Origin of the sequence: Pseudomonas chlororaphis subsp. chlororaphis, assembly GCF_003945765.1 — a bacterium.
Lineage (GTDB): Bacteria > Pseudomonadota > Gammaproteobacteria > Pseudomonadales > Pseudomonadaceae > Aquipseudomonas > Aquipseudomonas chlororaphis.
The window spans coordinates 2,424,626-2,448,698 of sequence record NZ_CP027712.1; the positions used below are offsets into that span (position 1 = coordinate 2,424,626).

Here is a 24,073-nt window from a genome sequence, read left to right on the forward strand (position 1 = left end):
TCGACTGCGCAGCAGGCGCAAGGATCTCGAGACCGCTGGAGGACCTGCGGTCCTATCGCAGCCTCGCAGGCTCGGCAGCGGCTACAAGGGAATGGCTGCAGGCGCCTGCGATCCCTCTGCCTATACTCGAAAGCCTCGTCCCCCACAGCGGAGCCTTCAATGAGCAGCCACCTCACCGAATACGTCGACGCCAGCCCGGAAGTGCGGGCGGTGTTCGACGACATCATGCGCACCCGCCGGGTCGACCAGGTGAACAACTTCTGGAAATGCCTGGCGGCCCATCCGCCGACCTTGCGTCGTACCTGGGACAGCCTCAAGGAGATCATGGCGCCGGGGGCGCTCGATCCGCTGACCAAGGAGCTGATCTACGTCGCGGTCAGCGTCACCAACAACTGTCCGTATTGCATCGCTTCGCACACCGCCGCGGCGCGCAAGGCAGGGATGACGGAGGCGATGTTCGGTGAATTGCAGGCGGTGGTCGGCATGGCCAACGAAACCAATCGCTTGGCCAACGGCTACCGGGTGCCGCTGGATGACGGGTTCAAGCTCGAATGAGTCCGATGCGGCCCGTGGCGCCGCTCAGGCATCAGCCAGCGCCGCCCTTGGGCTTTCGGCCGCGGCCGCCTTGGCCTGGGTGGCCAGCAGCGGCACGGCGCGCACTAGGTCGCCGGGCTGCACTTGCAGGCGCTTGGCGCTGAGGCGATCCACCAACAGGCAGCCGGACACCAGGCGAGCGCGGGCGCGGGTGACGCGGCAGCTTTCCAACCGACGGTTGTGGATCAGCCAGGTCGGCGCGTCGTCGTCCGGGGTGCCGACCAGCAGCGGCAACACCTGGCTTTCGCGCACCGCGCGGACTTTGCTCAGCTCGGCCTCGATCACCGGCCCGCCGTCGAAGATGTCGATATGGCCCTGATGGGCAAAACCTTCGTGGCGCAGGATGGCCAGTGCCGCCTCGGCGTTTTCGTGGGCCTGGCCGATCGCGGCCTGGGCCGGTTCGCTGAGCAGGCAGGTGTACAGCGGCTGGCGCGGCAGCAGTTCGGCGATAAAGGGTTTGTGGCCGAGGCTGGACAGGTGGTCGGCCTGGACGAAATCCATCTGCAGAAAGTGCCGGCCCAGGCTGTTCCAGAACGGCGAGCAGCCATTCTCGTCGCCCTTGCCGCGCAGCTCGGCGATCAGCTTGTCGCCGAACAGGTGCGGGAACTCGGCGACGAACAGCAGGCGCGCCAGGGACAGCAGGCGGCCGTTGGTGTCACGGCGCTGGTCGGGGCGCAGGAACAGCGAGCAGAGTTCCGATTGGCCGGTCATTTCGTTGTTCAGGAACAGGGTCGGGATTTGCCGCCGGATGCCCAGGTGCGGCGCCGAATTGACGGTCATGCCGACCCGGTAGCTGTACCAGGGTTCGCGCAGGCCCACGGCGCCGGTCAGGGCGCTGATGCCGATCACTTGCTGGTCGTCGTCCTCGAGCACGAACAGGTAGTCGGCGTCGGCCCGTTCCACCTGCTCGGCAAAGGTCCGCTGGGCCCAGCGAATCCGGTGGGTCAGGCGCTCCTGGTTGGCCGGCAGGCTGGTCAGCCCCAGGCCTGCGCGCCGGGCCAGGGCCATCAACGCGGGCAGGTCGGTCACGCGTACCGGGCGAACGATCATGATGCAGCTCCTTCTGCGCGCCTGTTCAGGCGGCGAATGCAAACGTGTCCGGGGTTCTTCATAGGGCGACCAGCCGTACCGGGTCGCCGGTTTGCAGGTGCAGGGCCTGGAAGGTTTGCGGGTCAAGGTTGACCAGGTCGCCGGGGGCTTCGTCCAGGTGCACCAGGGCCGCCCGGTATTGCCCCAGCCGCTCGTTGCTCGCCAGCCAGGCCCGGCCGCTGCCGCTCTGCTGGCCCGGGCAGGCGTTGGCGATAAGGCTCTGGCGGATGGAGCGAACGCCGTTGTGGCGGGCGTACAGCGTCGGGCCGCCGTCGAACAGGTCGACATAGTGGTTGGCTTCGAACCCCTCGCGCAGCAGGATCTCGTAGGCCTCGCGACCCTGCGGGTGGACCTGGCCGATGCAGTCCTGGGCCGCCTTGGGCAGCATCGGGATGTAGATCGGGTACTGCGGCATCAGGTCGGCGAGGAAGCTGCGGCTTTGCAGGCCGCACAGGCGTTCGGCCTCGACATAGGGCAGGTCGAAGAAGTGCTTGCCCAGGGCATCCCAGAACGGCGAATGGCCGTCGTCGCTGCTGTAGCCGACGATCTCGGTGATGCTGGTGTCGGCGAAGCGCGCGCCATGGGCGGCGATGAACAGCAGGCGGGCCCTGGAAAGCAGCTCCGCCATCGGTGTGCCCACCAGGTCCGGGTCGATATGGAAGCCGCGCAGCAGGCTATGGTTGCTCAGGTCCTGGCACAGCGACAGGGTCGGCACGCCGTGCTGCACGTTCAGCTCCCGCGAGCTGCTGACGAAGGGCCGGTTGCGCAGGCTGTAGAAGGGCGCGCAAAACCCGGCCATGGCGAGGATTTCCGAACAGCCGCGCAACTGGCCGCTGGACGGGTCGTGCAGGACAAAAAAATAGTTCTCCGGCCCCGGCGCCTGCACGTTGGCGGCGAAGGAGGCGCAGGAATCGAGAATCTTGTCCAAAAGGTGTTGTCGATCGTCCGGCAGGGACGTCACCCCCACCAGGCTTTCACGGGCCAGCCGTTGCAACTCCGGCAAATCGTCTGGCGCAACTGGGCGTAAGACCAGCATGGATGCACTCCTGTATCAAAATGATCGACGCCTGGTCGCGAAACCCGGGGCGCCGAACCTGACAATCACTGTCGGTTTCCACGCATTACTGCCACTGCCCGCATGGGCGGGCGGTGGCACGCAGGCACCTGTCGGCGCCCACTCGGATTCGCCGGAGCACCTTCATGGTGCCGCGGCGGCCGGGGGTGTTGATTAAAGTGGATCGGCCAGCGCCGTATTGGCGCCCAGCTTGTTGAGGAAAAACAGGTAGACCAGGCCGATGGCGATCCAGATGCAACCGAGTTTCTGCGCATCGACCCCCATGTTGTACATGATCGCGCAGACAATTAGAAAGCCGATCACCGGACAAATCAGATGCCGCAGTACCTGGGCCGACTGGTTGCGACGCCAGTAGTGATTGATCACGGTCAGGTGCAACAGCATGAAACCGCTGAGGGCGCCGAAGTTCACCAGGGAGGTGAGGGTGTCCACCGAGTTGATGAACAGGTAGCAGATCAGCAGCGACAGCACGGCCACCAGGTAGATGCTGACGTGTGGCGTGTTGTGCTTGGGATGGACCTTGGCCAGGATTTTCGGCAGCTTGCCGTCGCGGGCCATGCCGAACAGTAGGCGCGACACGGCCGCTTGCGAGGTGATGGCCACCGCCACGCCCCAGGCCAGCGCGGTGGCCACCGCGGTCAGGGTCGCCAGCCAGCTGCCGCCGGCGATTTCGGCAATCTCATAGAAGGCGGTGTCGGCCGACTTGAAGCCCATGCCGGCGGCCAGGTCGGTGGCGATCCAGGTCTGTACCACGAAGATCGCGCCCATCACCAGCAGGGTGATCAGCGCGGCGCGGCCGACGCTCTTGCCCGGCTCGCTCTTGATCTCTTCGGCCAGGGTGGAAATGGCATCGAAACCGAGGAACGACAGCACGGCGATCGACACGCCCTGCATCAGCATGCCGAAGTGGAAATTCTCCGGGCTGTACAGCGGTGCCAGGGTCAGCTGGCCGTTACCGGCGCCACCGTGCAGGGCATTCCAGGCGTAGAACAGGAATATCCCCAGCACCACCAGTTGCGCCAGGAGGAACACGATGTTCATCCGCGCGGTGAAGGTGATGCCGCGCAGGTTGACGAAGGTGGCGCTGACCAGGAACGCGAGGATGAAGCCGACCTTGGGAATGTCCGGATACAGGTGGTTCAGCGCCATGGCCGCGTAGACGTACAGCAACGGCGGAATCAGCAGGTAGTCGAGCAGCATCAGCCAGCCGGCGATGAAGCCGACATGGGGGTTGAGCCCGCGCTGGGCGTAGGAGTAGACCGAGCCGGCGATGGGAAAGGCGCGGGCCATGCTGCCGTAGCTGAGGGCGGTGAAAAGCATCGCCAGCATGCCGATGATGTAGGCCAGCGGCACCATGCCCGGTGCTTCCTGGTTCACATAGCCGTAGACCCCGAACGGGGCGATGGGGATCATGAAAATCATCCCGTAGACCACCAGGTCGCGCAGCGTCAGGCCGCGCTTGAGTTCCTGTTTGTAGCCGAATTCTTCAATCTCCATGAAGAGGTTCTCCTTGTCAGCCAAAGGGGGGCGGGAGCCTGTCGCTGAGGTCGAAGGACGACCTGCAGAGGCAAGCAATGTATTTGAACCTGGCAGGTTTAAAGACACGCCACGGCGGTTTTTTATAGTTGTTGTACCGGTACAGCAAACAGCTTTTTTACAACGACAGCTCCATCCTGATGTACAGCTTTTTTACAACAGCGGCGCCAGATAATCCGTCCAGCACTGTATGGCCTGCGGGGTGCGCAGCAGGTCGTTGCGCACCTCGATCAATACCGAATCCAGCCCGCGGGCATCGCCGTGGGCCGGCACGGTCATGTCGCCCAGGGCGTCGATCTTGTATGGCTCGTTGCCGGCGATCTTCACGTCGTGGACCGACATGCCTTCCAGCAGGCGCCGGGCATAACCCTCGGCGCGGTCGAACAGCACGCCCATCTCCAGCGTGCGGCGCTGGCCGTAGTACAGCGGGGTAAAACTGTGGATGCCCACCACCCGCACCGGCCGGCCCGCGGCCAGGCGTGCGTCGATCAGCCCGCTCAGGCGTGCATGAAAGGGCCTGAACAGCTGCTTGCGGCGGTACTCGCGGGTGGCTTCGTCGAGGTGCTGGTTGCCCGGGATCTGGTAGATCTCGCTCTGCAACGGAATGCTGTCGTGGGCCTGGCACGGGCGGTTGAGGTCGATCAGCAGCCGCGAATAATTGGCCGTCAGCAGGGTGGCGCCGAGGGTCTGCGACAGGCTTTGCGCCAGCTCCAGGGCGCCGGGGTCCCAGGCGATGTGTTCACGCGCCGCTTCCGGGTCCAGGCCGAGGTCGTTGAGCGCCGCCGGGATATAACGGCTGGCGTGTTCGCAGACGAGGATCAGCGGGTGCGCGGAATCTTCCCGCAGCAGCCGGTAGGCCGGTTGGGTGTACAGCCCCAGTTCAGCGGTTTCAGTACAGGTGTGCATAGTGCTCACAGAGTTGGGCAGGGGTCAGGTGCTCGGTCAGTTCTACTTCCTTGTGTTTGACGGCGAAATAGGTGTCCAGCAGCGGGGCTGGCAGTGCTTGCAGCAGTTCCGGACAGTTGCGCAGGCAGTCCAGCGCCTGCGGCAACGAAGCCGGAAGGGCGACGATGCCGCGGTCCTGGCGCTGCTGCGCGCTCAGTTCGTCCGGCACTTCGTCGGTCACGGCGCGCAGCGGCAACTTCTGTTCGATGCCCAGGCGCCCGGCGATCAGCACCGCGGCCATGGCCAGGTGCGGCGAGGCGGTGGCGTCCAGCGCGCGAAATTCCAGGTTGTACTGCGGCGCCACCGGCTTGCCGCCGAGGCTCACGGTGGGGCAGATGCGCAGCGAGGCTTCGCGGTTGCGCTGGCCCAGGCAGGCGTAGGAGGCGCTCCAGTGATGGGGTTGCAAGCGGGCGTAGGAAATCGGCGTCGGCGCGGTAAAGGCGCAGAGCGCCGGCAGGTACTTGAGCACCCCGGCGGCCCAGCACTCGCCGAGGTACGACAGGCCATTGGTGCTCTGTGGGTCGTACAGCACCGGCGCGCCGTCCAGGTCCTGCAGGCTCAGGTGCAGGTGTACGCCATTGCACACCGCGTGCTCCGCGGTCTTGGGCGCGAAGCTCAGGCCATGGCCGAGTTGCCGGGCGATCTCGCGGGTGATCTCGCGCACGTTCACCGCGCGGTCGGCGGCGGCCACGCCCTGGGTCGGGCGGCAGGTGATTTCGTATTGGTGCTTGCCGTATTCGGGCAGGAACATTTCCGGCTCGACGCCCGCGGCGCGCAAGGCGCTGAGCAGCCAGCCGCCGAAGTCCGCGCCCTGGCGCTGGGCCTGCAGGGAGAAGGCCAGGCGTTCCGGTTGCGCGGTGGCGCCGCGCAGGTTGAATTCGTGCTCGAAGGCGGCGGTGACCTGCAGCCCCAGCTCGCTGGCGTAGCGCTGCACCTCGTTGCGCAGCAGGGTGCGCGGGCAGGCGGCCCAGGGCTGGCCGTCGGTCTCGCAGATGTCGGCGTGGATGAAGTCCAGCGGCGAGGCGCTGGCGTCCGGGCCGTTGCCGACCTGGACTCGGCTGGCCAGGTCGGGGATCAGCCGCAGGTCGCCACGGGCGCCCCAGGGGTTGGGTTCGGCAATGATGTCCTGCGGGGTCAGCGCGCTGTTGGCCGGTACCCAGCCGCAGCCGGTGCTGGTGTAGCTGTCCAGTTCGTCGCTGGGGAACGAGCGGCCACGGCTGACGCCAATCAGGTCGGTGGTGAGCAGGGTGGTCATGGCCACCGGCCGCAACGGCTCGCTGTTCCGGCTCATGCCTGCATCTCCCGCAGGCGGCCGAGCACGGTCTGGGTGTCGGTGATCCAGCAGTAGCCCTTGATCGCGTTCAGGCAGGCCTGGTGCCGGGCGTCGGTGTAGGTGGCGCAGGCGTCTTCCACCAGGGTCACCAGGTAACCGCGGTCGGCGGCGTCGCGCACCGCCATGTCGACGCACTGGTCGGTGACGATGCCGGCGACGATCAGGTGGCGGGTCTGCAGGTTGCGCAGCACGTAGTCGATGTTGGTCGAGTTGAAGACCCCGGAGGAGGTCTTGGGCAGGACGATTTCGTTCTCCCGCGCCGCGAGCGGATCGATGATCGCCGCCTGCGGGCTGCCCTTGGGCAGGTGCATGTCCGACAGCTTGTGGTCCAGCGAGCGGTCGCGGCCATCGGCGGTCAGGCTTTCGATAATGGTGTGCAGCACGTTCTGCCGGGCGCCGCGCATGGCCGCCAGGAGCTTCTGCTGGTTGGGAATCACCTGCTCGCGGGTGCGCTTGAGGAAGTACTCGGCGTCCGGCACCTGCAAATGCGGATCCAGCTGCGGCTCGAGCCAGGCCCGTTGCATGTCCACCAGCAGCAGGGCGGTGCGATCGAGAGTGAATGGCAGGTCGCGGGGCGATTGGTGGGGAAGGCAGACCATCCTTATTTGTCCTCCAGCAGGTGAGTGGCGAATTCGTTGCGCAGGGCGTCGATGCCCTCCAGGCGTCGGTCCAGGTCGGTGCTGCGCAGGGTCAGGCTGGCGACCAGCGCCTCGACCTGGGCCAGCGCCGGCACCAGGGTGTCGAAGGCCGAGGCCGACTCCACCGGGGCACTGATGATCAGGTCCGCCAGCTCCCGCAGGGGCGAGGCATAGATGTCGGTGAACAGCACCACCCGCGCGTGCCGCGCCTTGGCCGCGCTGGCCACGCGCAGGGCCTGGCTCTGGTAGCGGCGGTAGTCGAACAGCAGGACGATGTCCTGGCGCTGCACGTCATACAGGCGGTCGGGCAGTTGCGCGTTGTCGTCCAGGGCCACGCAGCCGGGGCGCATCAGGCGCAGGTGATTGAGCAGGTAGCTGGCGAGAAAGTTGCTGAAGCGCCCGCCGTAGCAGTACAGCGCGTGCCGGCTGTCCAGCAGCCAGTCGACCAGGATGCGCACGTCTTCGGGCTGGGTCAGGGCCTGGGTCTGTTCCAGGCTGCGCAGGCTGCCTTGCAGGTAGTGGCTCCAGGCATCGTCCCGGGGCACCTGGGCCCGCGGTTGCAACAGGGTGCTGGGCGAACGCAGGCGAGCGTCCATGTCGCTGAGCAGCGCTTCCTGGAACTGCGCATAACCGCCGAAACCGAGTTTTTTCACCAGCCGCACGATGGTCGGGTCGCTGACGCCGGCGTGTTCGGCCAGCCGCGACATGGGCCCCAGGCCGTTGCGCGGGTAATGGTCGAGCAGGGCCCGGATGACCTTGCGCTCCGAAGGCGTGAGGTCGAGGGCCGGGTCGGTGATCTGGTCTCTGAGAGACGGCATGAAAACGCCTTCGCAAGTGGATGTCGTTTTTGTTTCACTGAAAGTGAAAACAGTATTTATGTAATTTACGCTACATGTCCAGTGAAAAATAAAAGCGCCCTGCAATGCGCCAAAAGGGGGCGTGAAAGCCCCGGTTTATTGGGTGTTCGAGGTTTTTTGAGGCACGCCGTCAGCGCGGCAGGGTGCCGCGAAAGGCAGCACTGAGGGCGCGCAGGGTTTCCTCGGAGCGGGCGTCGGTGGGCCGCGCGAGCAAGATGATTTCACTGACCGGCAGCACCGGCAGCCCGAGACGTTCGCCGACTTCCACCGCGCCGGCCGGCGCCACCCGATGGGCCAGCGCCGCGACCCCGAGCCCGGCGCTGACCGCGGCGCACACGGCCATCACGCCGCCGCCGATAAAGACTTCGGTCCAGGCAATGCCGGCGTCGTCCAGCACACGCACGGCGACATGCCGCACGCCACAGGGCGCGGCCATGGTTGCCAGCCGCAGCGGGGTGCCCGGAGCCTGCTGCCAGGCCGGCGCGGCGAACCAGCCGAAGCGCTCGGCCACCAGCACTTCGCCGTCCTGGCGCGCGCCTTCGTTGCGCACGATGACCGCGTCCAGTTCCTCGCGGTCGAAGGCCGCCGTCAGGTCCCGGGAGGAGGCGATGCGCACCTCGATGATCAGCAGCGGATCGTAGGCGGCGATGCGGCTCAGCAGGTGCGGCAGTTCCGCGCCGGCCACGTGGTCGCTGATGCCGATGATCAGCCGTCGCGCCGGCGCCGCCTGCATGTCGCCCAGGGCCCGCTCATGGGCGCGCAGCAGGTCGCGGGCGGCCTGCATGAACTGCTCGCCGACCGGCGTCAGGCGCACATGCCGGGGCGTGCGCTCCAGCAGGCGATAGCCGAGGCGTTCCTCCAGGCGCTTGAGCTTGAGGCTGATGGCGGCCTGGGAGGTGTCCAGCGCCTGGGCGGCGCGGGTGAAACTGCCGAAGTCGGCGATCAGCACGAAGGCGTGCACGGTGTCGATGTCCAGCGGCTTGACGGGTTCGCTCATATCGAATGCTTATCGCAGATATATGTGCAGATATCTTGTTGTAATGGCTGGCCCTGCGCAAGCTGGCCACACCCTCAAGCACAGGAGCACCGCCATGTTGGCCAAACAGTATTCACACCGCTTGCCCGCCGATTACGACATGGGCGTGATCCGCCACCGCGCCGCGGATCGCGGGCCCTTGTGGGACGAGGTCGACGGGCTGCTGTTCAAGGTCTTCGCCGGGCAGGAGCGGGGCGTGCACGGCGCGCGGCATAACCTGTACGCCTCGATCTACCTCTGGGCCGACCCGGCGGGCGCCGCCCGGTTTCTCATGGGCAGCGGTTTCGACAGCGTGATCGACTCCTTCGGCCGCCCGCACATCGAGTCCTGGTTGCCCCTGGACTGGCGTCGCGGGCGCGCCAACCAGGCACGGACGCTCTACCGCGAGTCGCTGGCGATCGATCCGCTGGCGGACCGGGCCAGGCTGCTGGCCGAGCAGGTCGAACACAACCAGCGGCTGGCCGATGACCCGGATACCTTCGCCGTGTTCGTCGCCCTCGACCTGCAGGCCTGGGAGCTGGTGCGCTTCACCCTGTCGGCCAGCGCGCCCGACAGCGCACGCGGCGCCGAACGCTACGAGGTGCTGTACCTGGCCCGGCCGGGGATCGCCAGCGCCTAGGTTCAACTGCGACAAGTTGGGAATCCCTCGGCGGCCCATGATACAAACGCAGCCACATTGCCCACTGCGTCCATTCAACGTCGAGAGATTCCCCGTGCCGGCCACCCGCTTGACCCTGATCTGCCATGCCCGGACCGTCGCCCAGAAGCTGGCGCGTTTCCCGCTGGACGAACCGCTGGAGATGGACTGGCAGGCGCTGGCGGGCTCGCGGGCCGGCGCGTTCAAGGGGTTGCCGCGGCTGCTCAGTGCTCCTGAGCAACGGGCGCGGCAGACCGCCGCCCTGTATGGCGCCGCCGTGGAGACGGTGGCGGCGTTGCGCGACTGTGACATGGGACGCTGGCAGGGCCTGTCCATTGACTCTCTGCAGCGCGAGCAGCCCGAGGCCGTGCAAGCCTGGCTGGCAGACAGCCAGTTGGCGCCCCATGGCGGCGAGTCGGTGGCGCAGCTGTGCGAGCGGGTCGCGGCGTGGCTGGCGTCGCTGTGCGAGCAGCCCGGGCATGTGCTGGCGGTGACCCATCCGCTGGTCATCCGCGCGGCGCTGGTGCACGTCATGCAGTGCCCGCTGGCGAGCTTCAATGCCATCGATGTCGAGCCGCTGGCCCAGGTCGAACTGCGCTTCAATGGCCGCTGGAGGTTGCGCCTGGACCGGCGTGATTAACGCAGCCGTCCTGTGACGCCACCCGCCAACCCGGCCATACTCGATCGCAGTATCGACTCCGAGATTTCTTCCATGAAAACCCTCCTGATCATCGGCATTGGCGCCGGCAACCCCGACTACATCACCCTGCAGGCGGTCAAGGCGCTCAATCGCAGCGACGTGTTCTTCCTGATGGACAAGGGCCAGAGCAAGGACGCGCTGATCGACCTGCGCCGGGAAATCTGCGAGCGCTACATCGAGCGGCCCGGCTACCGGTTTGTCGAAGCGCAAAGCCCGGAGCGGCTGCGCGGCGCCGAGGTGGATTACCAGGCCAGCGTCGCCGAGCTGAACCGCGACAAGCAGCGCACCTTCGAGCGGCTGATCGACGAGGAACTGGCGGACGGCGAAACCGGGGCTTTCCTGGCCTGGGGCGATCCGGCGCTGTACGACAGCACCATTCGCATCCTGCAGGCGATCCTGGCCAGCGGCCGCTGTGCGTTCGAGTTCGAGGTGATCCCCGGCATCACCAGCGTCCAGGCCCTGGCGGCGCAGCACAAGGTGCCGTTGAACCGTATTGGCCGCTCGGTGGAGATCACCACCGGCCGGCGACTGGCGGCGGGGCAGGTGAGCGATGCCGACAGCCTGGTGGTGATGCTCGACGCCGAGGACTCCTATCGCCAGGTGGCGGACCAAGACCTGGAGATCTACTGGGGCGCCTACCTCGGTACGCCGGAGGAAATCCTGATTGCCGGCCGGCTCAAGGAGGTCGCGGGGCAGATCCAGCAAGTGCGCAAGGCGGCGCGGCAGGCCAATGGCTGGATCATGGACACCTACCTGCTGCGCAAGCCCGAGGATTGAGGAGGGCAGAGCTGGCCCTTTCGCGGGCAAGTCGGATCGCCGCCCGCTCGCTCCTACGGAAGCAGCCCTTCAGTCACGCCAACGAAACAGGCTTCTGTAGGCGCGAGGCTGGCCCGCGATGACGTTCTCCCGCTCGGCCCATCACTCGGCGACCACCTTCTCCCCACGCCCGAACCGTTCGCGATACGCCGACGGCGGCAGCAGGGCGGCTTGCCCGACGCCTGAATGCAGGTGTGGATTTTATATAAGTATTTGTCGCATAAACACAATTTGCCTCCCAGGCGCCGCTCTAGACTGCTGGCCACTTCGATTTCCCCCAATCGAACCTTTCTGCCAATAAAAGCCTCCGTCTACGGGAGTTATAAATGAAGAAGCTTGTACTGTTCGGTGCCCTGGCACTGTCCATGCTGTCCCTGAGCGCCGTGGCTGACGATGCCAAGCCGATCCGCATCGGTATCGAAGCCGGCTACCCGCCATTCTCGATGAAGACCCCCGACGGCAAGCTCACCGGTTTCGACGTGGATATCGGCGACGCGCTGTGCGAGCAGATGAACGTCAAATGCACCTGGGTCGAGCAGGAATTCGACGGCCTGATCCCGGCGCTGAAAGTGCGCAAGATCGACGCCATCCTGTCGTCCATGACCATCACCGACGACCGCAAGAAGAACGTCGACTTCACCATCAAGTACTACCACACCCCGGCCCGCTTCGTGATGAAGGAAGGTACCGAGGTCAAGGACCCGCTGACCGAGCTCAAGGGCAAGAAAGTCGGGGTGCTGCGCGCCAGTACCCATGACCGATTCGCCACCGAGGTGCTGGTGCCGGCCGGGATCAACCTGGTGCGTTACGGCTCCCAGCAGGAAGCCAACCTGGACATGGTGTCCGGTCGCATCGACGCGCTGCTGGCCGACTCGGTCAACCTCGACGACGGCTTCCTGAAAACCGACGCCGGCAAGGGCTTCGCCTTCGTCGGTCCCGAGTACAACGATCCGAAGTACTTCGGTGGCGGCGCCGGCATCGCCGTGCGCAAGGGCGATACCGCCCTGGCCGAGAAATTCAACACCGCCATTACTGAGATCCGCGCCAACGGCAAGTACAAGGCCGTGCAGGACAAGTACTTCAAGTTCGACGTCTACGGCGAGTAATTCGCCGGGCTGAAAAAGGCGGCTGCCGTTTACCGGGGCCGCCTTTTTCATGAGTGCTATTTACCCCGTGCGATGGGGCGCTCCTGTAGCCGCTGCCGAGCCCGCGAGGCTGCGATCGACCCCGCAGGGCGCGCAGGGACCTTGAGATCGCTGAAGGCCTTCGGCCTTATCGCAGCCTGCGGCAGCGGCTACAGAAGCCCGCGCCACCCGGCAGCGGACGACGACCTTTTCACGGCCGCGCAAATGCCTCAGGCTACGGTCCCCGCCGAACTCCATTTTTCTTCCGGAGCCCTTCATGCAACGCATCGACCATTCCCTGCCCTGGAGCCACCTGGGCACCCAGCGCCAGCTCAGCGTGTTCCGTTTTGGCGGCGGCAGCCGCAAGGTCTATATCCAGGCGAGCCTGCACGCCGACGAATTGCCGGGCATGCGCACCGCCTGGGAACTGAAAAAACGCCTGAGCGAACTGGAAGCCCAGGGGCAACTCAAGGGCGTGATCGAGCTGGTGCCGGTGGCCAACCCCATCGGCCTCGACCAGCACCTGCAAAGCAGCCACCTGGGACGTTTCGAAAGCGGCAGCGGGAAGAACTTCAACCGCGCCTTCGTCGAACTCAGCGGCCCGGTGGGCGACCTGATCGGTGACCGCCTGGGCAGCGATGCGGCGGCCAACGTCGCCTTGATCCGCCAGACCATGGGCGACGTCCTCGACCGCCTGCCAGCCCCGACCTCGCAACTCCAGGCCCTGCAACGCCTGCTGCTGCGCCATGCCTGCGACGCCGAGATCACCCTCGACCTGCACTGCGATTTCGAAGCGGCGATCCACCTCTACGCATTGCCTCAGCACTGGCCACGCTGGCAATCCCTGGCCGCGCGGCTGAAGGCCGGGGTGGCGCTGCTCTGCGAAGACTCCGGCGGCAGCTCGTTCGACGAATCCTGCTCCACGCCCTGGCTGCGCCTGGCCCGCGACTTCCCGCGGGCGGCGATTCCCCCGGCCAACCTCGCCACCACCCTGGAGCTGGGCAGCATGGGCGACACCCGGGTCGAACAGGCCCAGGCCAACTGTGAAGCGATCCTCGGTTTTCTCGCCGAGCAGGGGTTTATCGACGGCCAATGGCCGGCGACCCCGGATGCCTGCTGCGAGGGCATGCCGTTCGAAGGCACCCAATACCTGTTTGCCCCGCACCATGGGGTGGTCAGCTTCCTGCGTGAGGCTGGCGAATGGGTGGAGCGGGGCGACGCAATCTTCGAGGTGGTCGACCCGCTGAACGACATCGTCAGCGTGGTGCGTGCCGCCACCAGCGGCGTGCTGTTTGCCCTGGACCGCAGCCGCTACACCGAGCCGGGCATCTGGCAGGCCAAGGTCGCCGGCCGCGAGCCGATCCGCAGCGGCAAGCTGAGCAACGATTGAGACGTGCGCCGGCCTGATGATGGCCGAGCGTTTCCCCTGCTTGCAGGCCTGGCCACACCGCCAGGCCTGCCCACCCGGAAGGACGTCCCATGTTCAAGTTCCTGGCCCTGTTGCTGCTAAGTGTTTGCGCCACTGCCCAGGCGCAGACGGTGCTGCACGACGACCTGCCGCTGCTCTACCTGGAACAGGCCGCGGCCGATTCCCGCGACCGGCCTTTGGTGATTTTTCTCCACGGCTACGGCAGCAACGAAGAAGACCTGTTCGGCCTCAAGGATGGGTTGCCGGCGGATTACACCTACCTCTCGGTACGGGCACCGCAGACCGTGGAAGAGGGCAGTTACCAGTGGTTTCACAAGCAGGGCGAAGGCGCTTACGACGGCGTGACCGCCGAGCTGGCCGACAGTGCCAAGCTGATCGACGAGTTCGTGCGGCAGGCGCTCGCCAAGTACCACACCCGCGCCGACCGGGTGTTCCTGGTGGGCTTCAGCCAGGGCGCGATCATGGCCTACGAGCTGGGTCTGCGCCATCCCCAGGCGGTCCGCGGGATCGCCGCCCTGAGCGGGAAGATCCTGCCGGTGCTGCGCTCGCAGCTCAAGAGCGGAGCGGGCCTGGAGCGGCTGGCGATCTTCATCGCCCATGGCACCGCGGATATGCGCCTGCCTTACAGCGACGGCTCCGAGGCCGACAGCCTGTTGCGCGGCCTGGGCCTGGCTCCGCAATTCCATGCCTACCCGGGCATTGGTCACACCATCAGCGACACCGAGCTCCAGGACCTGAACCGCTGGTTGCTCAGCCTCAACCCTTGAAGCCGTGAACCCGCCGCGGCCGCTGTGCCGCTGCGCTTACTTGCCGACGATCTGGCTGACCAGCTTGTCGTGATTGGCCTTGTCGCCGATCCGCGAAATCACCTGCACCACCGCCATGCGGTTACCCGAGCCGGCCAGCAGGGTGGAGCTCTGGGTCATGCCGCCGCCCTGGGTCGCGGTGCTGTCGATCTGGCGCAGGCCGAGGCCGCCGCGGGTCATGCTTTTTTCGCTCTGCTTGCTGAAGTCCGGCAGGGCCGCCGCCTGCTGCGAGAGGAAACCCGACACCGCGCTGTCGAGGAACTGCGCGTCGTTGTCCTTGGCCTGCACTGCATCGGGGATCAGGTTCTGCGCGGCGATGACCACGGTCTTGGTGCTGGCGTTGGTGTACATAGTGCCAGTGGCGCCGGCGGTGCCGCTGGCTTCGTCGCCGGCCGGCAGCGGGTTGGCGATGAAACCCTTGGGCAGGCTGAACTTGAACTTGCCGCCGAGCATCGAGACGGTCTCGACCTTGGCCTTGTTGTTCGTCGGCTGGGCCGCGGACACCTCCAGGGCACTGAAGCCGGCTAGCGCCGCCAGGACCAGGACCGCGGCGTGTTTACCGAACAGGGACATGCAGATTCTCCAGAGTGAGCGCGTTGGGGCGCGCATCTTCCCATGGCTGTCGCGGGGCACTCCAGCGGGATATGCGGTGACGCGAAATTTCGGATAAAAGGGCGCGGGCGCAGCCTCGTGGGGCTTATCGGACGCTCCTCAACCCTGGGCAGAACGGGCTCCCGACGTCGCCAGCACCGCCCCGGCGATAATCAGCAACGCCGGCACCAGCAGCCACACACTGGCCGGGCTTTGCCCGATGACGATCAGCAGCAGGGTGGAGATCAACGGCGCCAGGTACGACAGCGCGCCGAGCGTGGCCAGGTTGCCGTGTTTGGTGGCGTGGTCCCAGGCGAAGAAGGCCAGGCCGACCGGGCCCAGCCCCAGGCCGAGGATCGCCAGCCATTGCTTGAGGTCCGGTTGCACCGGGCTTTCGAACATCAGGTGGCAGAGCAGCCCGGCCAGCGCCACCAGCCCGCAGATGCCGCCGATCAGGCTGCTGGGCACGCTGCTGAAACGGCGGTTGAGCACCGAGTAGCCGGACCACACCAGGGCGCAGCCGAACGCCGCCAGGTAACCCGCCACCGGCATCGCGCCGACCTGGCTGGAAGCGCGCTGCTGCATGATGAACGCGGTGCCGGCCAGCCCCAGCAAGGCACCGGTCAGTTGCCGGCCGCGCAGCGGTTCGCCGCCGGCCCTGGCCGCCAGTAACACGATCAGCAACGGCCAGAGGTAGGCGATCAGGCTGGCCTCGGCAGCCGGCGCGGCTTTCAGGGCGAAGAAATACAGCGCGTGGTAGGCAAAGATCCCGCCGAACCCCAGGGCCCAGACCGGCCAGGGCTGGCGCCAGCCACGAAAACCGGCGCGTCCCTGCAGGCCCAGTAGCACCAGGCTGGCGCCACAGGCCACGGCGAAGCTCAGGGCCAGCAACTGGAAGGGTGGAATGCCGGCGGTGAGGGTAGTCAGCAGCGCCAGGCATGACCAGAGGAACACCGCGATCATGCCGATGGCGGTGGCGGCGCCGCTGCGGGAGGGGGCGAGGCGGGTTGAGTGGATTGCGGTCATAGACACACCGAGGCAAGGGCGGTGTGGCCAGCATAGAAGGCGCCGCGACGGCGGTATTGATCAGGCCTGCCGAACTCTTGTCGCAGCCTGCGCCTGGGCGTCGCGAGCGGCCTTGCGCAGGGCGGCCGGGGTCTGGTTGCGCGCCTTCTTCAAGGCGTGGGTCAGGGCACTCTGATCGGCGTAGCCGACCCGCTGGGCGATCTCGCTGATGGGCAGCAGGGTACGGCCGAGCAGGTCGATGGCGCGGTCCAGGCGCAGGGTCGAAATGTAGGCGAAAGGCGTGCTGTGCATGTCCCGCTCGAACAGCAGGTACAGGCTGCGCTCGCTGACCCCCGCGGCCTGGGCGATGGCGCGGGCGCTTAGCGGGCTGCCCAGGTGCTGCTCGATGTAGGTCAGGGCCCGCACCAGCGTCTGGCGTTGCGGCGCGCTCGGCGTCGGGCGGGCCAGGCAGGCCAGCAGCAGGGCGCTCCAGGCGCTGGCGACCGGGCTGGAGGAGCTGAGCAACGCGCCGCTGTGGCTGGCATAGCCGAGCAGGTGGCGGATCTGCGGGTCGATGGCGAAGAAGCGGCTATCGGCCAGAGGCGCCTCGTTGCCGGGGCTATCCAGGTCGAGCACCAGAAAGGTGTTACGGCGCTCGGCCAGGAAGCTATGCCGGGCTCCCGGCGCAATCACCACGCCCTGGCTGGCATCGACCTTGCCGCCACGGCCGTCCACCTCGATCTCCATCGCCCCCGACTGCGGCAGCACGATCTGCGGAAAATTGTGATGGTGCAGCTCGACCTGCCCGGAATACGAACGCATCGCCAGGGCGACAGTGGGTTGGGCTGGAGTGTTCATGGCGCGGCTCCGCGGATGGCTGCCCCGCATCATGCCTGAAAATACGGGCGCTGTAGGAGCGGCCGGTCGGTGTAGGGTAGTTTGGGAAAAGGGGGCGGCTCATCTGTGGTGGTGACTGATATGCCGCTATCGCGAGCCAGCTTCGCTCCTACAGAGGCAGGCTGCAAAAGGCCGGGGCAGGGCGCTATCAAGGCTTGGGCCGGTTCGCTGAAACGTCTAAGCTGGGCCACCGTTCCAGCCTTACGGATGCCCGCGTGAAATTCACTCTCCCCAAAGTCGGTACCGCGCCCTTTTGCCCGCCGGAAGTCGCCGGCACCATCGTTGTCGATCCCAAGGCACCACTGTTCAAGCGCATCCTGCGTTTCGCCGGCCCCGGCCTGCTGATTTCCATCGGCTACATGGACCCGGGCAACTGGGCCACCGCCATCGAGGCCGGCTCGCGCTATGGCTACAACCTGCTGTTCGTGGTGCTGCTGGCGAGCCTTGCGGGCATGGCCGTGCAGTGCCTGTGTTCGCGCCTGGGCATCGCCACCGGGCGCGACCTGGCACAGCTTTGCCGGCAGCGCTACAGCACCCGCACGGCGCGCACCCAGTGGCTGCTGGCGGAGGTGTCGATCATCGCCACCGACCTTGCCGAGGTACTGGGTTGCGCCCTGGCGTTCCACCTGTTGCTCGGCGTTTCGCTGACCACCGGGATTGTCATCACCGCCTTCGACACCCTGTTGATTCTCGCCCTGCAGAACCGTGGCTTCCGCCGCCTGGAGGCGATCATGCTGGTGCTGGTGGGCACCATCGGCCTGTGCTTTTTCGTCGAGCTGCTGTTGATCAAACCCTACTGGCCGGACGTGGCGCGGGGCTTCACGCCGTCGCTGGCGGCGATCAGCGAAGCCGCGCCGCTGTACCTGGCGATCGGCATCCTCGGCGCCACCGTGATGCCGCATAACCTGTACCTGCACACTTCCATCGTGCAGACCCGCCTGGTGGGCCGGGACGAGGCCAGCCGGCGGGATGCGATCAAGCTGGCGCGCATCGATACCATCGGCTCCCTGGCCCTGGCGCTGCTGGTCAACGCGGCGATCCTGATCCTCGCCGCCGCGGCCTTCCATGGCACCGGGCACACCGAGGTGGTGGAGCTGCAGGACGCCTATCACCTGCTCGATCCGCTGGTGGGCGGGGCGCTGGCCAGCGTGCTGTTCGGCGTGGCCTTGCTGGCCTCGGGGCAGAGCTCGACCTTTACCGGCACCATCGCCGGCCAGGTGATCATGGAGGGCTACCTGAACCTGCGCCTGCCGTGCTGGCAGCGGCGCCTGATCACCCGCGGCCTGGCGCTGGTGCCGGCGTTCGTCGGCGTGTGGCTGATGGGCGACGGCGCGGTCGGCCAGTTGCTGGTGCTGAGCCAGGTGGTGCTCAGCCTGCAACTGCCGTTCGCCCTCTACCCGCTGATCCGCATGACCAGCGACCCCCGGTTGATGGGCGTGTTCGTCAACCGCTGGCCGACCCGCATCCTCGCCTGGAGCCTGTTCGCCGTTATCAGCGGCGCCAATGCCTGGTTGATTGCACAGTTGGTGGTGTGAGCCGAAGGATTGGCCGGCCCGCTCCTGCTTCTGTAGGAGCGAAGCTTGCTCGCGATGGACCGCGCAGCGGTCCTCAAACCCAGGCCGACCGGCCCAAGCTTCAATCCAACGCCTGGGCAGCGAACCGCGCCACCAGGGCATCCTCCCCGGACTTGACCCCGGACACCCCGACTGCGCCGATCACCTGGCCGTCGAACACCACGGGCACGCCGCCTTCCAGCGAGGTCAGCAGGGGCGCCGAGAGAAACGCGGTGCGCCCGCCATTGACCATCTCTTCATAACCCTTGGACTCGCGTCGGCCGAGGGCCGCGGTGCGGGCTTTTTCCATGGCGATGTAGGCGCTGACCGGCGCGCAGCCGTCCAGGCGTTCGAGGGCCAGCGGATGGCCGCCGTCGTCGACGATGGCGATGCTCACCGCCCATTGGTTGCGCTCGGCCTCGTCCCGCGCGGCGATCAGAATGCGCTGGACTTCGCGCTGACCCAGTACGGCTTTGCTGTGCATGGCGTGCTCCTTTCAGGGCGTAGCTGATTGATGGGAAGCATTCAGGGGCGGCAGGGCGGCCTCGACCAGCTCGATCCAGTGCCGCACCGGGGTGCGCCCGGCACCGTCGAGGTGGGTCTGGCAGCCGATATTGGCGGTGGTTATGACTTCGGGCCGGCCGCTTTCCAGGGCATTGAGCTTGTTGTCGCGCAGTTGCCGCGCCAGCTCGGGCTGGGTCAGCGAGTAGGTGCCCGCCGAGCCGCAGCACAGGTGGCTGTCGGGCACCTCGGTGAGTTCGAAACCCAGGCGCTTGAGCACTGCCTCCACCGCGCCGCCGAGTTTCTGCGCGTGCTGCAGGCTGCACGGGCAGTGGAAGGCCAGGCGCTGGTCGCTGTGGGCGTGCAACTGTTCCAGCGGTTCGTCGCGCAGCACTTCCACCAGGTCCCGGGCCAGGGCGCTGACCCGCTCGGCGCGGGCGGCATAACGCGGGTCGTGGGCCAGCAGGTGGCCGTAATCCTTGATGAAGGCGCCGCAGCCGCTGGCGGTCTGCACCAGGGCTTCGGCACCGTTTTCCAGGTGCGGCCACCAGGCGTCGATATTGCGCCGGGCCCGCTCCAGGCCGGCCTCCTGGGCGTCCAGGTGGTAATCCACGGCGCCACAGCAGCCGGCTTCGCTCACGGCTTGCACGGCAATGCCCAGGCGGTCGAGGACCCGCGCCGTCGCCGCATTGGTATTGGGCGACAGGCTCGCTTGCACGCAGCCTTCCAGCAGCAAGACACGCCGCACGTGGGCCGTGGTCGGACGCGCCTTGGCCGGCTGCACCTGGCGCGGCAGCTTGCCTTGCACGGCCTCGGGCAGCCACGGACGCAAGGTGGCGCCGGTGCCGAGCAGCGCCTTGAACAGCGCCGGGTTCGGCGCCAGGGCGCGCAGGCCCTGGCGCAGCAGGCGCTGGCCGAGGGGCCGGGGCACGGCGGCATCGACCACGGCGCGGCCGATGTCCAGCAGGTTGTGGTAATCCACCCCGGACGGGCAGGTGGTTTCGCAGTTGCGGCACGACAGGCAGCGGTCCAGGTGCAGCTGGGTCTTGGCCGTGGCCTCGTGGCCTTCCAGCACCTGCTTGATCAGGTAGATGCGCCCCCGCGGTCCGTCCAGCTCATCGCCCAGCAACTGATAGGTGGGGCAGGTGGCGTTGCAGAAACCGCAGTGCACACAGGTGCGCAGGATGCTCTCGGCCTCCGCGGCGCGGGGCAGCTGGCGCGCCTGTTCGCTCAGGGTGGTTTGCATGCTCAGGTCTCCGATCAGAGCTCGGCGTAGAGCCGGCCGGGGTTGAAGATCCCTTGCGGGTCCAGTTGCGCCTTGAGCTGGCGGTGGTAGCGCAGCAGCACTGCCGGCAGTGGCTGGAACGGGCTGTCCACCAGGCCGTGGCTGTAGCAGGTGGCATGACCGCCGACGCGCTCGACCAGGCTGCGGATGCGCTCCGCGGGCGCCGCGGATTTCAGCCAGCGCTGGGCGCCGGCCCAATCTATTAACTGCTGGCCGGGCAGCTCCAGAAGTCCCGTGTTATTGGGCAGCGACAGGCGCCATAACGGCAGGCCTTCGTCGAAGAATGCCAGCCGTTGTTCGTTGAGGTTGGCCCAGTAATCGGCCGCCAAGGGCTCGCCACCCAGGCGGTCGCGGGCCGCGGCCACCGAACCTTCGCCGCCCTCCAGGCGCAGGTGCAGGCGCTGGCCGTCATGGCTGGCGGCGCTGATGGGCAGCGGTTGCTGGCCCCAGTCGGCGAGCCGGGCCAGGGCCTTGGCGCTGTCCATTTCCAGGCTCAGGCTGAGGCACTGGCGCGGTTTGGGCAGGACCTTGAGCGACACCTCGGTGAGCACTCCCAGGCAACCGTAGCTGCCCACCAGCAAGCGCGAGAGGTCGTAGCCGGCGACGTTTTTCATCACCTCGCCGCCAAAGCGCAGGAGCTTGCCGGTGCCGGTGATCACCCGGCTGCCGAGGACAAAGTCGCGCACCGAGCCGGCCCAGGGCCGCCGCGGGCCGGACAAGCCGGTGGCGACCATGCCGCCGACCGTGGCGCCGTCGCCGAAGGCCGGCGGTTCGCAGGCCAGCATTTGCCCGGCGGCGTCCAGCGTGGCCAGCAGTTCCGCAAGCGGCGTGCCGGCGCGGACCGTCACCACCAGCTCGGTGGGGTCGTAGCTGACGATGCCGCGATGGCCGCGGGTGTCGAGCACTTCTCCAGCACTCATCCGCCCGAGAAAGGCCTTGCTGTTGCCGCCCTGGATCAGCAGCGGGGTATTGCCGGCCAGCGCCTGCCCGACCTGTTCCAGCAGTTCGCCGCTGGCGTCGTTATCCGCGAGTGCCGTCATCAGAAACGCTCCAGCTCGGGGAAGGGCAATTGTCCGGCGTGCACATGCATGGCGCCGAATTCGGCGCAGCGGTGCAGGGTCGGGATGTTCTTGCCGGGGTTGAGCAGGCCGCCGGGGTCGAAGGCCGCCTTGACCGCGTGGAACAGGCTCAGCTCGTCGCTGTTGAACTGGGCGCACATCTGGTTGATTTTCTCCCGGCCGACCCCGTGTTCGCCGGTGATGCTGCCGCCGACCGCTACGCACAGTTCGAGGATCCTGCCGCCCAGGGCTTCGGCGCGGTCCAGTTCGCCGGGCTGGTTGGCGTCGAACAGGATCAACGGGTGCATATTGCCGTCGCCGGCATGGAACACATTGGCCACCCGCAGCTGGTATTCGGCGGCCAGCGCGGCGATGGCCTTGAGCACCCCCGGCAGTGCGCGGCGCGGAATGGTGCCGTCCATGCAGTAGTAGTCCGGCGACAGCCGGCCTACCGCCGGGAAGGCGTTCTTGCGCCCGGCCCAGAAACGCACCCGTTCGGCTTCGTCGCGGGCCTGGCGGACCTCGGTGGCGCCGGCCCGTTCGAGCACCGCGCGGACCCGGTCGCAGTCGTCGTGGACATCGGCTTCGACACCGTCCAGTTCGCACAGCAGGATGGCCTCGGCGTCCACCGGGTAACCGGCGTGAATGAAGTCCTCGGCGGCGCGGAGCGCCAGGTTGTCCATCATTTCCAGGCCGCCGGGGATGATGCCGGCGGCGATGATATCGGCCACCGCACGGCCGGCTTTTTCCACCGAGTCGAAGGCCGCCAGCAGCACCTTGGCCAGTTGCGGCTTGGGCAGCAGCTTGACCGTGACTTCGGTGATGATCCCGAGCAGGCCTTCGGAGCCGGTGAACAGCGCCAGCAGGTCGAAGCCTGGCGCGTCCAAGGCGTCGCTACCCAGGGTCAGGCGTTCGCCTTCGACGCTGAGGATCTCCACCTTGAGCAGGTTGTGCACGGTCAGGCCGTATTTCAGGCAATGCACGCCGCCGGCGTTTTCCGCGACGTTGCCGCCGATCGAGCAGGCGATCTGCGAGGACGGGTCGGGGGCGTAGTACAGGCCGAACGGCGCGGCGGCCTGGGAGATCGCCAGGTTGCGCACCCCGGGCTGGACCCGCGCGGTGCGGGCGGCGGGGTCGATATGCAGGATCTGGTTGAAGCGCGCCATCACCAGCAGCACGCCCTGTTCCAGGGGCAGGGCGCCACCGGAGAGGCCGGTGCCGGCACCGCGGGCGACCACCGGCACGCGCCGTTCATGGCAGATCCGCAGCAGCTCCTGCACCTGCTCGATATGCCGCGGCAGGGCCACCAGCATCGGCGTGGTGCGATAGGCCGAGAGGCCGTCGCATTCGTAGGGCTTGAGGTCTTCCGTCTGGTGCAGCAGGTCGAGGTCGGGCAGGCGCTGGTGCAGCGCTTGGAGCAATGCCGCTTTATCGACGCTAGGCAGCGCGCCGTCGACGCGTTCGTCGTAGAGGATATTCATGGGTGGCTGACGACCCTGAGTTGTTTTTATTAGGCGGCCGGCAGGGGCAGGCCGCTCAGTTGCATCATTGGCCCGGCTGGCCTTACTGTCCACGGGGCCGAACGCTGGTCGAACCAGTTTGTTTTGTCGTCGATGCCGGGTTTTTTATAAAAAGCCAGGTATATCAGCAGGATGGCCTGGCGGTCCGTTTGATCGGGTTTTTTCTTCACGGCTGGTCATACCAGTGGAGGGCGCATGCACAGGAGCGATTCGGGCCGGCACCAGGTGGCGGATGTGGTGTGTGAACGCATCGAACGCCTGATCGTCGACGGCGTACTCAAGACCGGCCAACTGCTGCCCTCGGAGCGGCGCCTGACGGAAAAACTCGGGGTGTCGCGCACGGCCTTGCGCGAGGGCCTGAAGCTGCTGCGGGCGCGGGGCATCATCGAAACCGAACAGGGCAAGGGCTCGTTTGTCGCCCAACTGTCGGGGCAGGGTACGACCTCGGCGCTGATGCACCTGTTCAGCTCCCAGCCGCGCACCCTCTACGACCTGTTCGAAGTGCGCAGCCTGCTGGAAGGCGAGTCGGCGCGGCTGGCGGCGTTGCGCGGCACCGAGGCCGATTTCGTGCTGATCGGCCGTGCTTACCAGGCGCTGCTGGACGCCCACGACCAGGCCCTTGATGCCTCGGCCCACGCGCGCCTGGATCACGCTTTCCACCTGGCGATCTGCGAGGCTTCGCACAACCCGGTGCTGGTGCAGACCCTGCGCTCGCTGACCGACCTGCTGCTCAATTCGGTGTTCGCCTCGGTCAACAACCTCTACCACCGCCAGGCGCAGAAGCGCCAGATCGACCGCCAGCACGCGCGGCTCTACAACGCCGTCACCGGACGCCTGCCGGAGCAGGCGCGCAAGGCCGCCATCGCGCATATCCAGGGCCTCTGCGACAACCTGCGGGAGATCGAAAACGAAGAGCAGCGCTTGGTGCGCGCGACCTTGCGCCTGGAAGGCTGGAACTGAAGCCGCCGCGACCAGGGGCCAATGGCGGCGATGGGCAGTTACTACACTGCTAGAGACGCGGCAACATCCGCGTCGTCGACGACCACCA

At 66.9% G+C, this 24,073-nt stretch carries 25 protein-coding genes; 9 read left to right on the forward strand and 16 right to left on the reverse strand.

Features of this window, described 5'->3' with window-relative positions:
* The first annotated feature begins 159 nt into the window (after nucleotides 1–159).
* Nucleotides 160–555, forward strand: a complete 396-nt coding sequence (locus tag C4K27_RS11250) for a carboxymuconolactone decarboxylase family protein (RefSeq protein ID WP_007932579.1) — start codon at nucleotides 160–162, stop codon at nucleotides 553–555.
* Between the two features lie 24 nt (nucleotides 556–579).
* Here C4K27_RS11250 and astA read toward each other — a convergent pair whose 3' ends face one another.
* The 8 genes from astA to C4K27_RS11290 all read right to left on the reverse strand — a co-directional run bounded on the left by astA (nucleotide 580) and on the right by C4K27_RS11290 (nucleotide 9,064).
* Entirely contained in the window at nucleotides 580–1,644 is a 1,065-nt protein-coding gene (gene astA, locus C4K27_RS11255) for an arginine N-succinyltransferase (RefSeq protein WP_053260477.1), read from the reverse strand.
* A gap of 58 nt (nucleotides 1,645–1,702) precedes the next feature.
* Nucleotides 1,703–2,719, reverse strand: a complete 1,017-nt coding sequence (locus tag C4K27_RS11260) for an arginine N-succinyltransferase (protein ID WP_053260478.1) — start codon at nucleotides 2,717–2,719, stop codon at nucleotides 1,703–1,705.
* A 192-nt stretch (nucleotides 2,720–2,911) separates the two neighbouring features.
* The gene (locus tag C4K27_RS11265; protein WP_053260479.1) at nucleotides 2,912–4,255 is read right to left on the reverse strand and encodes an APC family permease; all 1,344 of its coding nucleotides are present in this window, start codon (nucleotides 4,253–4,255) and stop codon (nucleotides 2,912–2,914) included.
* A gap of 192 nt (nucleotides 4,256–4,447) precedes the next feature.
* Nucleotides 4,448–5,200 carry an N-formylglutamate amidohydrolase gene (locus tag C4K27_RS11270; RefSeq protein ID WP_007932583.1) on the reverse strand — a complete coding sequence of 251 codons (753 nt, stop codon included), beginning with the start codon at nucleotides 5,198–5,200 and terminating at the stop codon, nucleotides 4,448–4,450.
* Nucleotides 5,184–6,530: a type I glutamate--ammonia ligase gene (locus C4K27_RS11275; protein ID WP_053260480.1), complete on the reverse strand. Its 1,347-nt coding sequence runs from the start codon at nucleotides 6,528–6,530 to the stop codon at nucleotides 5,184–5,186. Before C4K27_RS11275 ends, C4K27_RS11270 begins: the two co-directional genes overlap by 17 nt.
* Nucleotides 6,527–7,171, reverse strand: a complete 645-nt coding sequence (locus C4K27_RS11280) for a cysteine hydrolase family protein (RefSeq protein WP_007932585.1) — start codon at nucleotides 7,169–7,171, stop codon at nucleotides 6,527–6,529. The genes C4K27_RS11275 and C4K27_RS11280 overlap by 4 nt, the downstream gene beginning before the upstream one ends.
* A gap of 2 nt (nucleotides 7,172–7,173) precedes the next feature.
* Complete coding sequence (locus C4K27_RS11285; protein WP_007932586.1) at nucleotides 7,174–8,028, reverse strand: MurR/RpiR family transcriptional regulator; 855 nt, start codon at nucleotides 8,026–8,028, stop codon at nucleotides 7,174–7,176.
* 169 nt (nucleotides 8,029–8,197) lie between these two features.
* Entirely contained in the window at nucleotides 8,198–9,064 is an 867-nt protein-coding gene (locus C4K27_RS11290) for a LysR family transcriptional regulator (protein WP_007932587.1), read from the reverse strand.
* 94 nt (nucleotides 9,065–9,158) lie between these two features.
* Between C4K27_RS11290 and C4K27_RS11295 the strand changes: the two genes are divergently transcribed.
* From C4K27_RS11295 to C4K27_RS11320, 6 genes are all read left to right on the forward strand, one after another.
* Complete coding sequence (locus C4K27_RS11295; protein WP_053260481.1) at nucleotides 9,159–9,722, forward strand: DUF4865 family protein; 564 nt, start codon at nucleotides 9,159–9,161, stop codon at nucleotides 9,720–9,722.
* A 94-nt stretch (nucleotides 9,723–9,816) separates the two neighbouring features.
* Nucleotides 9,817–10,380 carry a histidine phosphatase family protein gene (locus tag C4K27_RS11300; RefSeq protein ID WP_053260482.1) on the forward strand — a complete coding sequence of 188 codons (564 nt, stop codon included), beginning with the start codon at nucleotides 9,817–9,819 and terminating at the stop codon, nucleotides 10,378–10,380.
* 72 nt (nucleotides 10,381–10,452) lie between these two features.
* Nucleotides 10,453–11,217 carry a precorrin-6A synthase (deacetylating) gene (gene cobF / locus C4K27_RS11305; protein WP_053260483.1) on the forward strand — a complete coding sequence of 255 codons (765 nt, stop codon included), beginning with the start codon at nucleotides 10,453–10,455 and terminating at the stop codon, nucleotides 11,215–11,217.
* A 365-nt stretch (nucleotides 11,218–11,582) separates the two neighbouring features.
* Nucleotides 11,583–12,362 (forward strand): ABC transporter substrate-binding protein, encoded by a 780-nt coding sequence (locus C4K27_RS11310; protein WP_053260484.1) that lies wholly within the window; start codon nucleotides 11,583–11,585, stop codon nucleotides 12,360–12,362.
* A gap of 295 nt (nucleotides 12,363–12,657) precedes the next feature.
* Nucleotides 12,658–13,770 (forward strand): succinylglutamate desuccinylase/aspartoacylase family protein, encoded by a 1,113-nt coding sequence (locus tag C4K27_RS11315; RefSeq protein ID WP_053260485.1) that lies wholly within the window; start codon nucleotides 12,658–12,660, stop codon nucleotides 13,768–13,770.
* 89 nt (nucleotides 13,771–13,859) lie between these two features.
* On the forward strand, nucleotides 13,860–14,576 hold the full coding sequence (locus C4K27_RS11320) for an alpha/beta hydrolase (RefSeq protein ID WP_053260486.1): 717 nt from the start codon (nucleotides 13,860–13,862) through the stop codon (nucleotides 14,574–14,576).
* Between the two features lie 36 nt (nucleotides 14,577–14,612).
* Here C4K27_RS11320 and C4K27_RS11325 read toward each other — a convergent pair whose 3' ends face one another.
* From C4K27_RS11325 to C4K27_RS11335, 3 genes are all read right to left on the reverse strand, one after another.
* A complete protein-coding gene (locus C4K27_RS11325) occupies nucleotides 14,613–15,188 on the reverse strand; it encodes a DcrB/PsbP domain-containing protein (RefSeq protein WP_053260487.1) in 576 nt (191 codons plus the stop codon).
* Between the two features lie 138 nt (nucleotides 15,189–15,326).
* Nucleotides 15,327–16,232, reverse strand: coding sequence for an aromatic amino acid exporter YddG (yddG, locus tag C4K27_RS11330; protein ID WP_053260488.1), 906 nt, complete (start codon nucleotides 16,230–16,232; stop codon nucleotides 15,327–15,329).
* 60 nt (nucleotides 16,233–16,292) lie between these two features.
* Nucleotides 16,293–17,069, reverse strand: coding sequence for an AraC family transcriptional regulator (locus C4K27_RS11335; RefSeq protein ID WP_053260489.1), 777 nt, complete (start codon nucleotides 17,067–17,069; stop codon nucleotides 16,293–16,295).
* 254 nt (nucleotides 17,070–17,323) lie between these two features.
* On the opposite strand from C4K27_RS11335, the gene C4K27_RS11340 reads away from it, so the two are divergent.
* Nucleotides 17,324–18,643 (forward strand): Nramp family divalent metal transporter, encoded by a 1,320-nt coding sequence (locus tag C4K27_RS11340; protein ID WP_053260490.1) that lies wholly within the window; start codon nucleotides 17,324–17,326, stop codon nucleotides 18,641–18,643.
* A gap of 100 nt (nucleotides 18,644–18,743) precedes the next feature.
* On the opposite strand, the gene C4K27_RS11345 is transcribed toward C4K27_RS11340, so the two are convergent.
* The 5 genes from C4K27_RS11345 to C4K27_RS11365 are packed head-to-tail and all read right to left on the reverse strand — an operon-like array spanning nucleotide 18,744 to nucleotide 23,195.
* Nucleotides 18,744–19,145 carry a heme-binding protein gene (locus C4K27_RS11345; protein ID WP_053260491.1) on the reverse strand — a complete coding sequence of 134 codons (402 nt, stop codon included), beginning with the start codon at nucleotides 19,143–19,145 and terminating at the stop codon, nucleotides 18,744–18,746.
* 12 nt (nucleotides 19,146–19,157) lie between these two features.
* Nucleotides 19,158–20,408, reverse strand: a complete 1,251-nt coding sequence (gene glcF / locus C4K27_RS11350; RefSeq protein ID WP_053260492.1) for a glycolate oxidase subunit GlcF — start codon at nucleotides 20,406–20,408, stop codon at nucleotides 19,158–19,160.
* Nucleotides 20,409–20,422: 14 nt separating this feature from the next.
* Nucleotides 20,423–21,487, reverse strand: coding sequence for a glycolate oxidase subunit GlcE (glcE, locus tag C4K27_RS11355; RefSeq protein ID WP_053260493.1), 1,065 nt, complete (start codon nucleotides 21,485–21,487; stop codon nucleotides 20,423–20,425).
* The gene (glcD, locus tag C4K27_RS11360) at nucleotides 21,487–22,986 is read right to left on the reverse strand and encodes a glycolate oxidase subunit GlcD (RefSeq protein WP_053260494.1); all 1,500 of its coding nucleotides are present in this window, start codon (nucleotides 22,984–22,986) and stop codon (nucleotides 21,487–21,489) included. The genes glcE and glcD overlap by 1 nt, the downstream gene beginning before the upstream one ends.
* 29 nt (nucleotides 22,987–23,015) lie before the next feature.
* Nucleotides 23,016–23,195 carry a hypothetical protein gene (locus C4K27_RS11365; RefSeq protein ID WP_053260495.1) on the reverse strand — a complete coding sequence of 60 codons (180 nt, stop codon included), beginning with the start codon at nucleotides 23,193–23,195 and terminating at the stop codon, nucleotides 23,016–23,018.
* Nucleotides 23,196–23,220: 25 nt separating this feature from the next.
* Here C4K27_RS11365 and glcC point away from each other — a divergent pair, with 25 nt between their 5' ends.
* Nucleotides 23,221–23,985, forward strand: a complete 765-nt coding sequence (gene glcC, locus C4K27_RS11370) for a transcriptional regulator GlcC (protein WP_053260496.1) — start codon at nucleotides 23,221–23,223, stop codon at nucleotides 23,983–23,985.
* Nucleotides 23,986–24,073 lie beyond the last annotated feature (88 nt).

What these genes read in the sequence shown, in the direction of transcription:
- C4K27_RS11320 (WP_053260486.1), top strand. Translation starts at nt 13,860, where the DNA reads ATGTTCAAGTTCCTGGCCCTGTTGCTGCTAAGTGTTTGCGCCACTGCC.
- C4K27_RS11265 (WP_053260479.1), bottom strand. Translation starts at nt 4,255, where the DNA reads ATGGAGATTGAAGAATTCGGCTACAAACAGGAACTCAAGCGCGGCCTG.
- yddG (WP_053260488.1), bottom strand. Translation starts at nt 16,232, where the DNA reads ATGACCGCAATCCACTCAACCCGCCTCGCCCCCTCCCGCAGCGGCGCC.
- C4K27_RS11315 (WP_053260485.1), top strand. Translation starts at nt 12,658, where the DNA reads ATGCAACGCATCGACCATTCCCTGCCCTGGAGCCACCTGGGCACCCAG.
- glcE (WP_053260493.1), bottom strand. Translation starts at nt 21,487, where the DNA reads ATGACGGCACTCGCGGATAACGACGCCAGCGGCGAACTGCTGGAACAG.
- C4K27_RS11280 (WP_007932585.1), bottom strand. Translation starts at nt 7,171, where the DNA reads ATGGTCTGCCTTCCCCACCAATCGCCCCGCGACCTGCCATTCACTCTC.
- C4K27_RS11290 (WP_007932587.1), bottom strand. Translation starts at nt 9,064, where the DNA reads ATGAGCGAACCCGTCAAGCCGCTGGACATCGACACCGTGCACGCCTTC.
- glcF (WP_053260492.1), bottom strand. Translation starts at nt 20,408, where the DNA reads ATGCAAACCACCCTGAGCGAACAGGCGCGCCAGCTGCCCCGCGCCGCG.
- cobF (WP_053260483.1), top strand. Translation starts at nt 10,453, where the DNA reads ATGAAAACCCTCCTGATCATCGGCATTGGCGCCGGCAACCCCGACTAC.
- C4K27_RS11310 (WP_053260484.1), top strand. Translation starts at nt 11,583, where the DNA reads ATGAAGAAGCTTGTACTGTTCGGTGCCCTGGCACTGTCCATGCTGTCC.
- C4K27_RS11325 (WP_053260487.1), bottom strand. Translation starts at nt 15,188, where the DNA reads ATGTCCCTGTTCGGTAAACACGCCGCGGTCCTGGTCCTGGCGGCGCTA.
- C4K27_RS11345 (WP_053260491.1), bottom strand. Translation starts at nt 19,145, where the DNA reads ATGCACAGCAAAGCCGTACTGGGTCAGCGCGAAGTCCAGCGCATTCTG.
- C4K27_RS11250 (WP_007932579.1), top strand. Translation starts at nt 160, where the DNA reads ATGAGCAGCCACCTCACCGAATACGTCGACGCCAGCCCGGAAGTGCGG.
- C4K27_RS11335 (WP_053260489.1), bottom strand. Translation starts at nt 17,069, where the DNA reads ATGAACACTCCAGCCCAACCCACTGTCGCCCTGGCGATGCGTTCGTAT.
- C4K27_RS11285 (WP_007932586.1), bottom strand. Translation starts at nt 8,028, where the DNA reads ATGCCGTCTCTCAGAGACCAGATCACCGACCCGGCCCTCGACCTCACG.
- C4K27_RS11295 (WP_053260481.1), top strand. Translation starts at nt 9,159, where the DNA reads ATGTTGGCCAAACAGTATTCACACCGCTTGCCCGCCGATTACGACATG.
- astA (WP_053260477.1), bottom strand. Translation starts at nt 1,644, where the DNA reads ATGATCGTTCGCCCGGTACGCGTGACCGACCTGCCCGCGTTGATGGCC.
- glcD (WP_053260494.1), bottom strand. Translation starts at nt 22,986, where the DNA reads ATGAATATCCTCTACGACGAACGCGTCGACGGCGCGCTGCCTAGCGTC.
- C4K27_RS11260 (WP_053260478.1), bottom strand. Translation starts at nt 2,719, where the DNA reads ATGCTGGTCTTACGCCCAGTTGCGCCAGACGATTTGCCGGAGTTGCAA.
- glcC (WP_053260496.1), top strand. Translation starts at nt 23,221, where the DNA reads ATGCACAGGAGCGATTCGGGCCGGCACCAGGTGGCGGATGTGGTGTGT.
- C4K27_RS11270 (WP_007932583.1), bottom strand. Translation starts at nt 5,200, where the DNA reads ATGCACACCTGTACTGAAACCGCTGAACTGGGGCTGTACACCCAACCG.
- C4K27_RS11275 (WP_053260480.1), bottom strand. Translation starts at nt 6,530, where the DNA reads ATGAGCCGGAACAGCGAGCCGTTGCGGCCGGTGGCCATGACCACCCTG.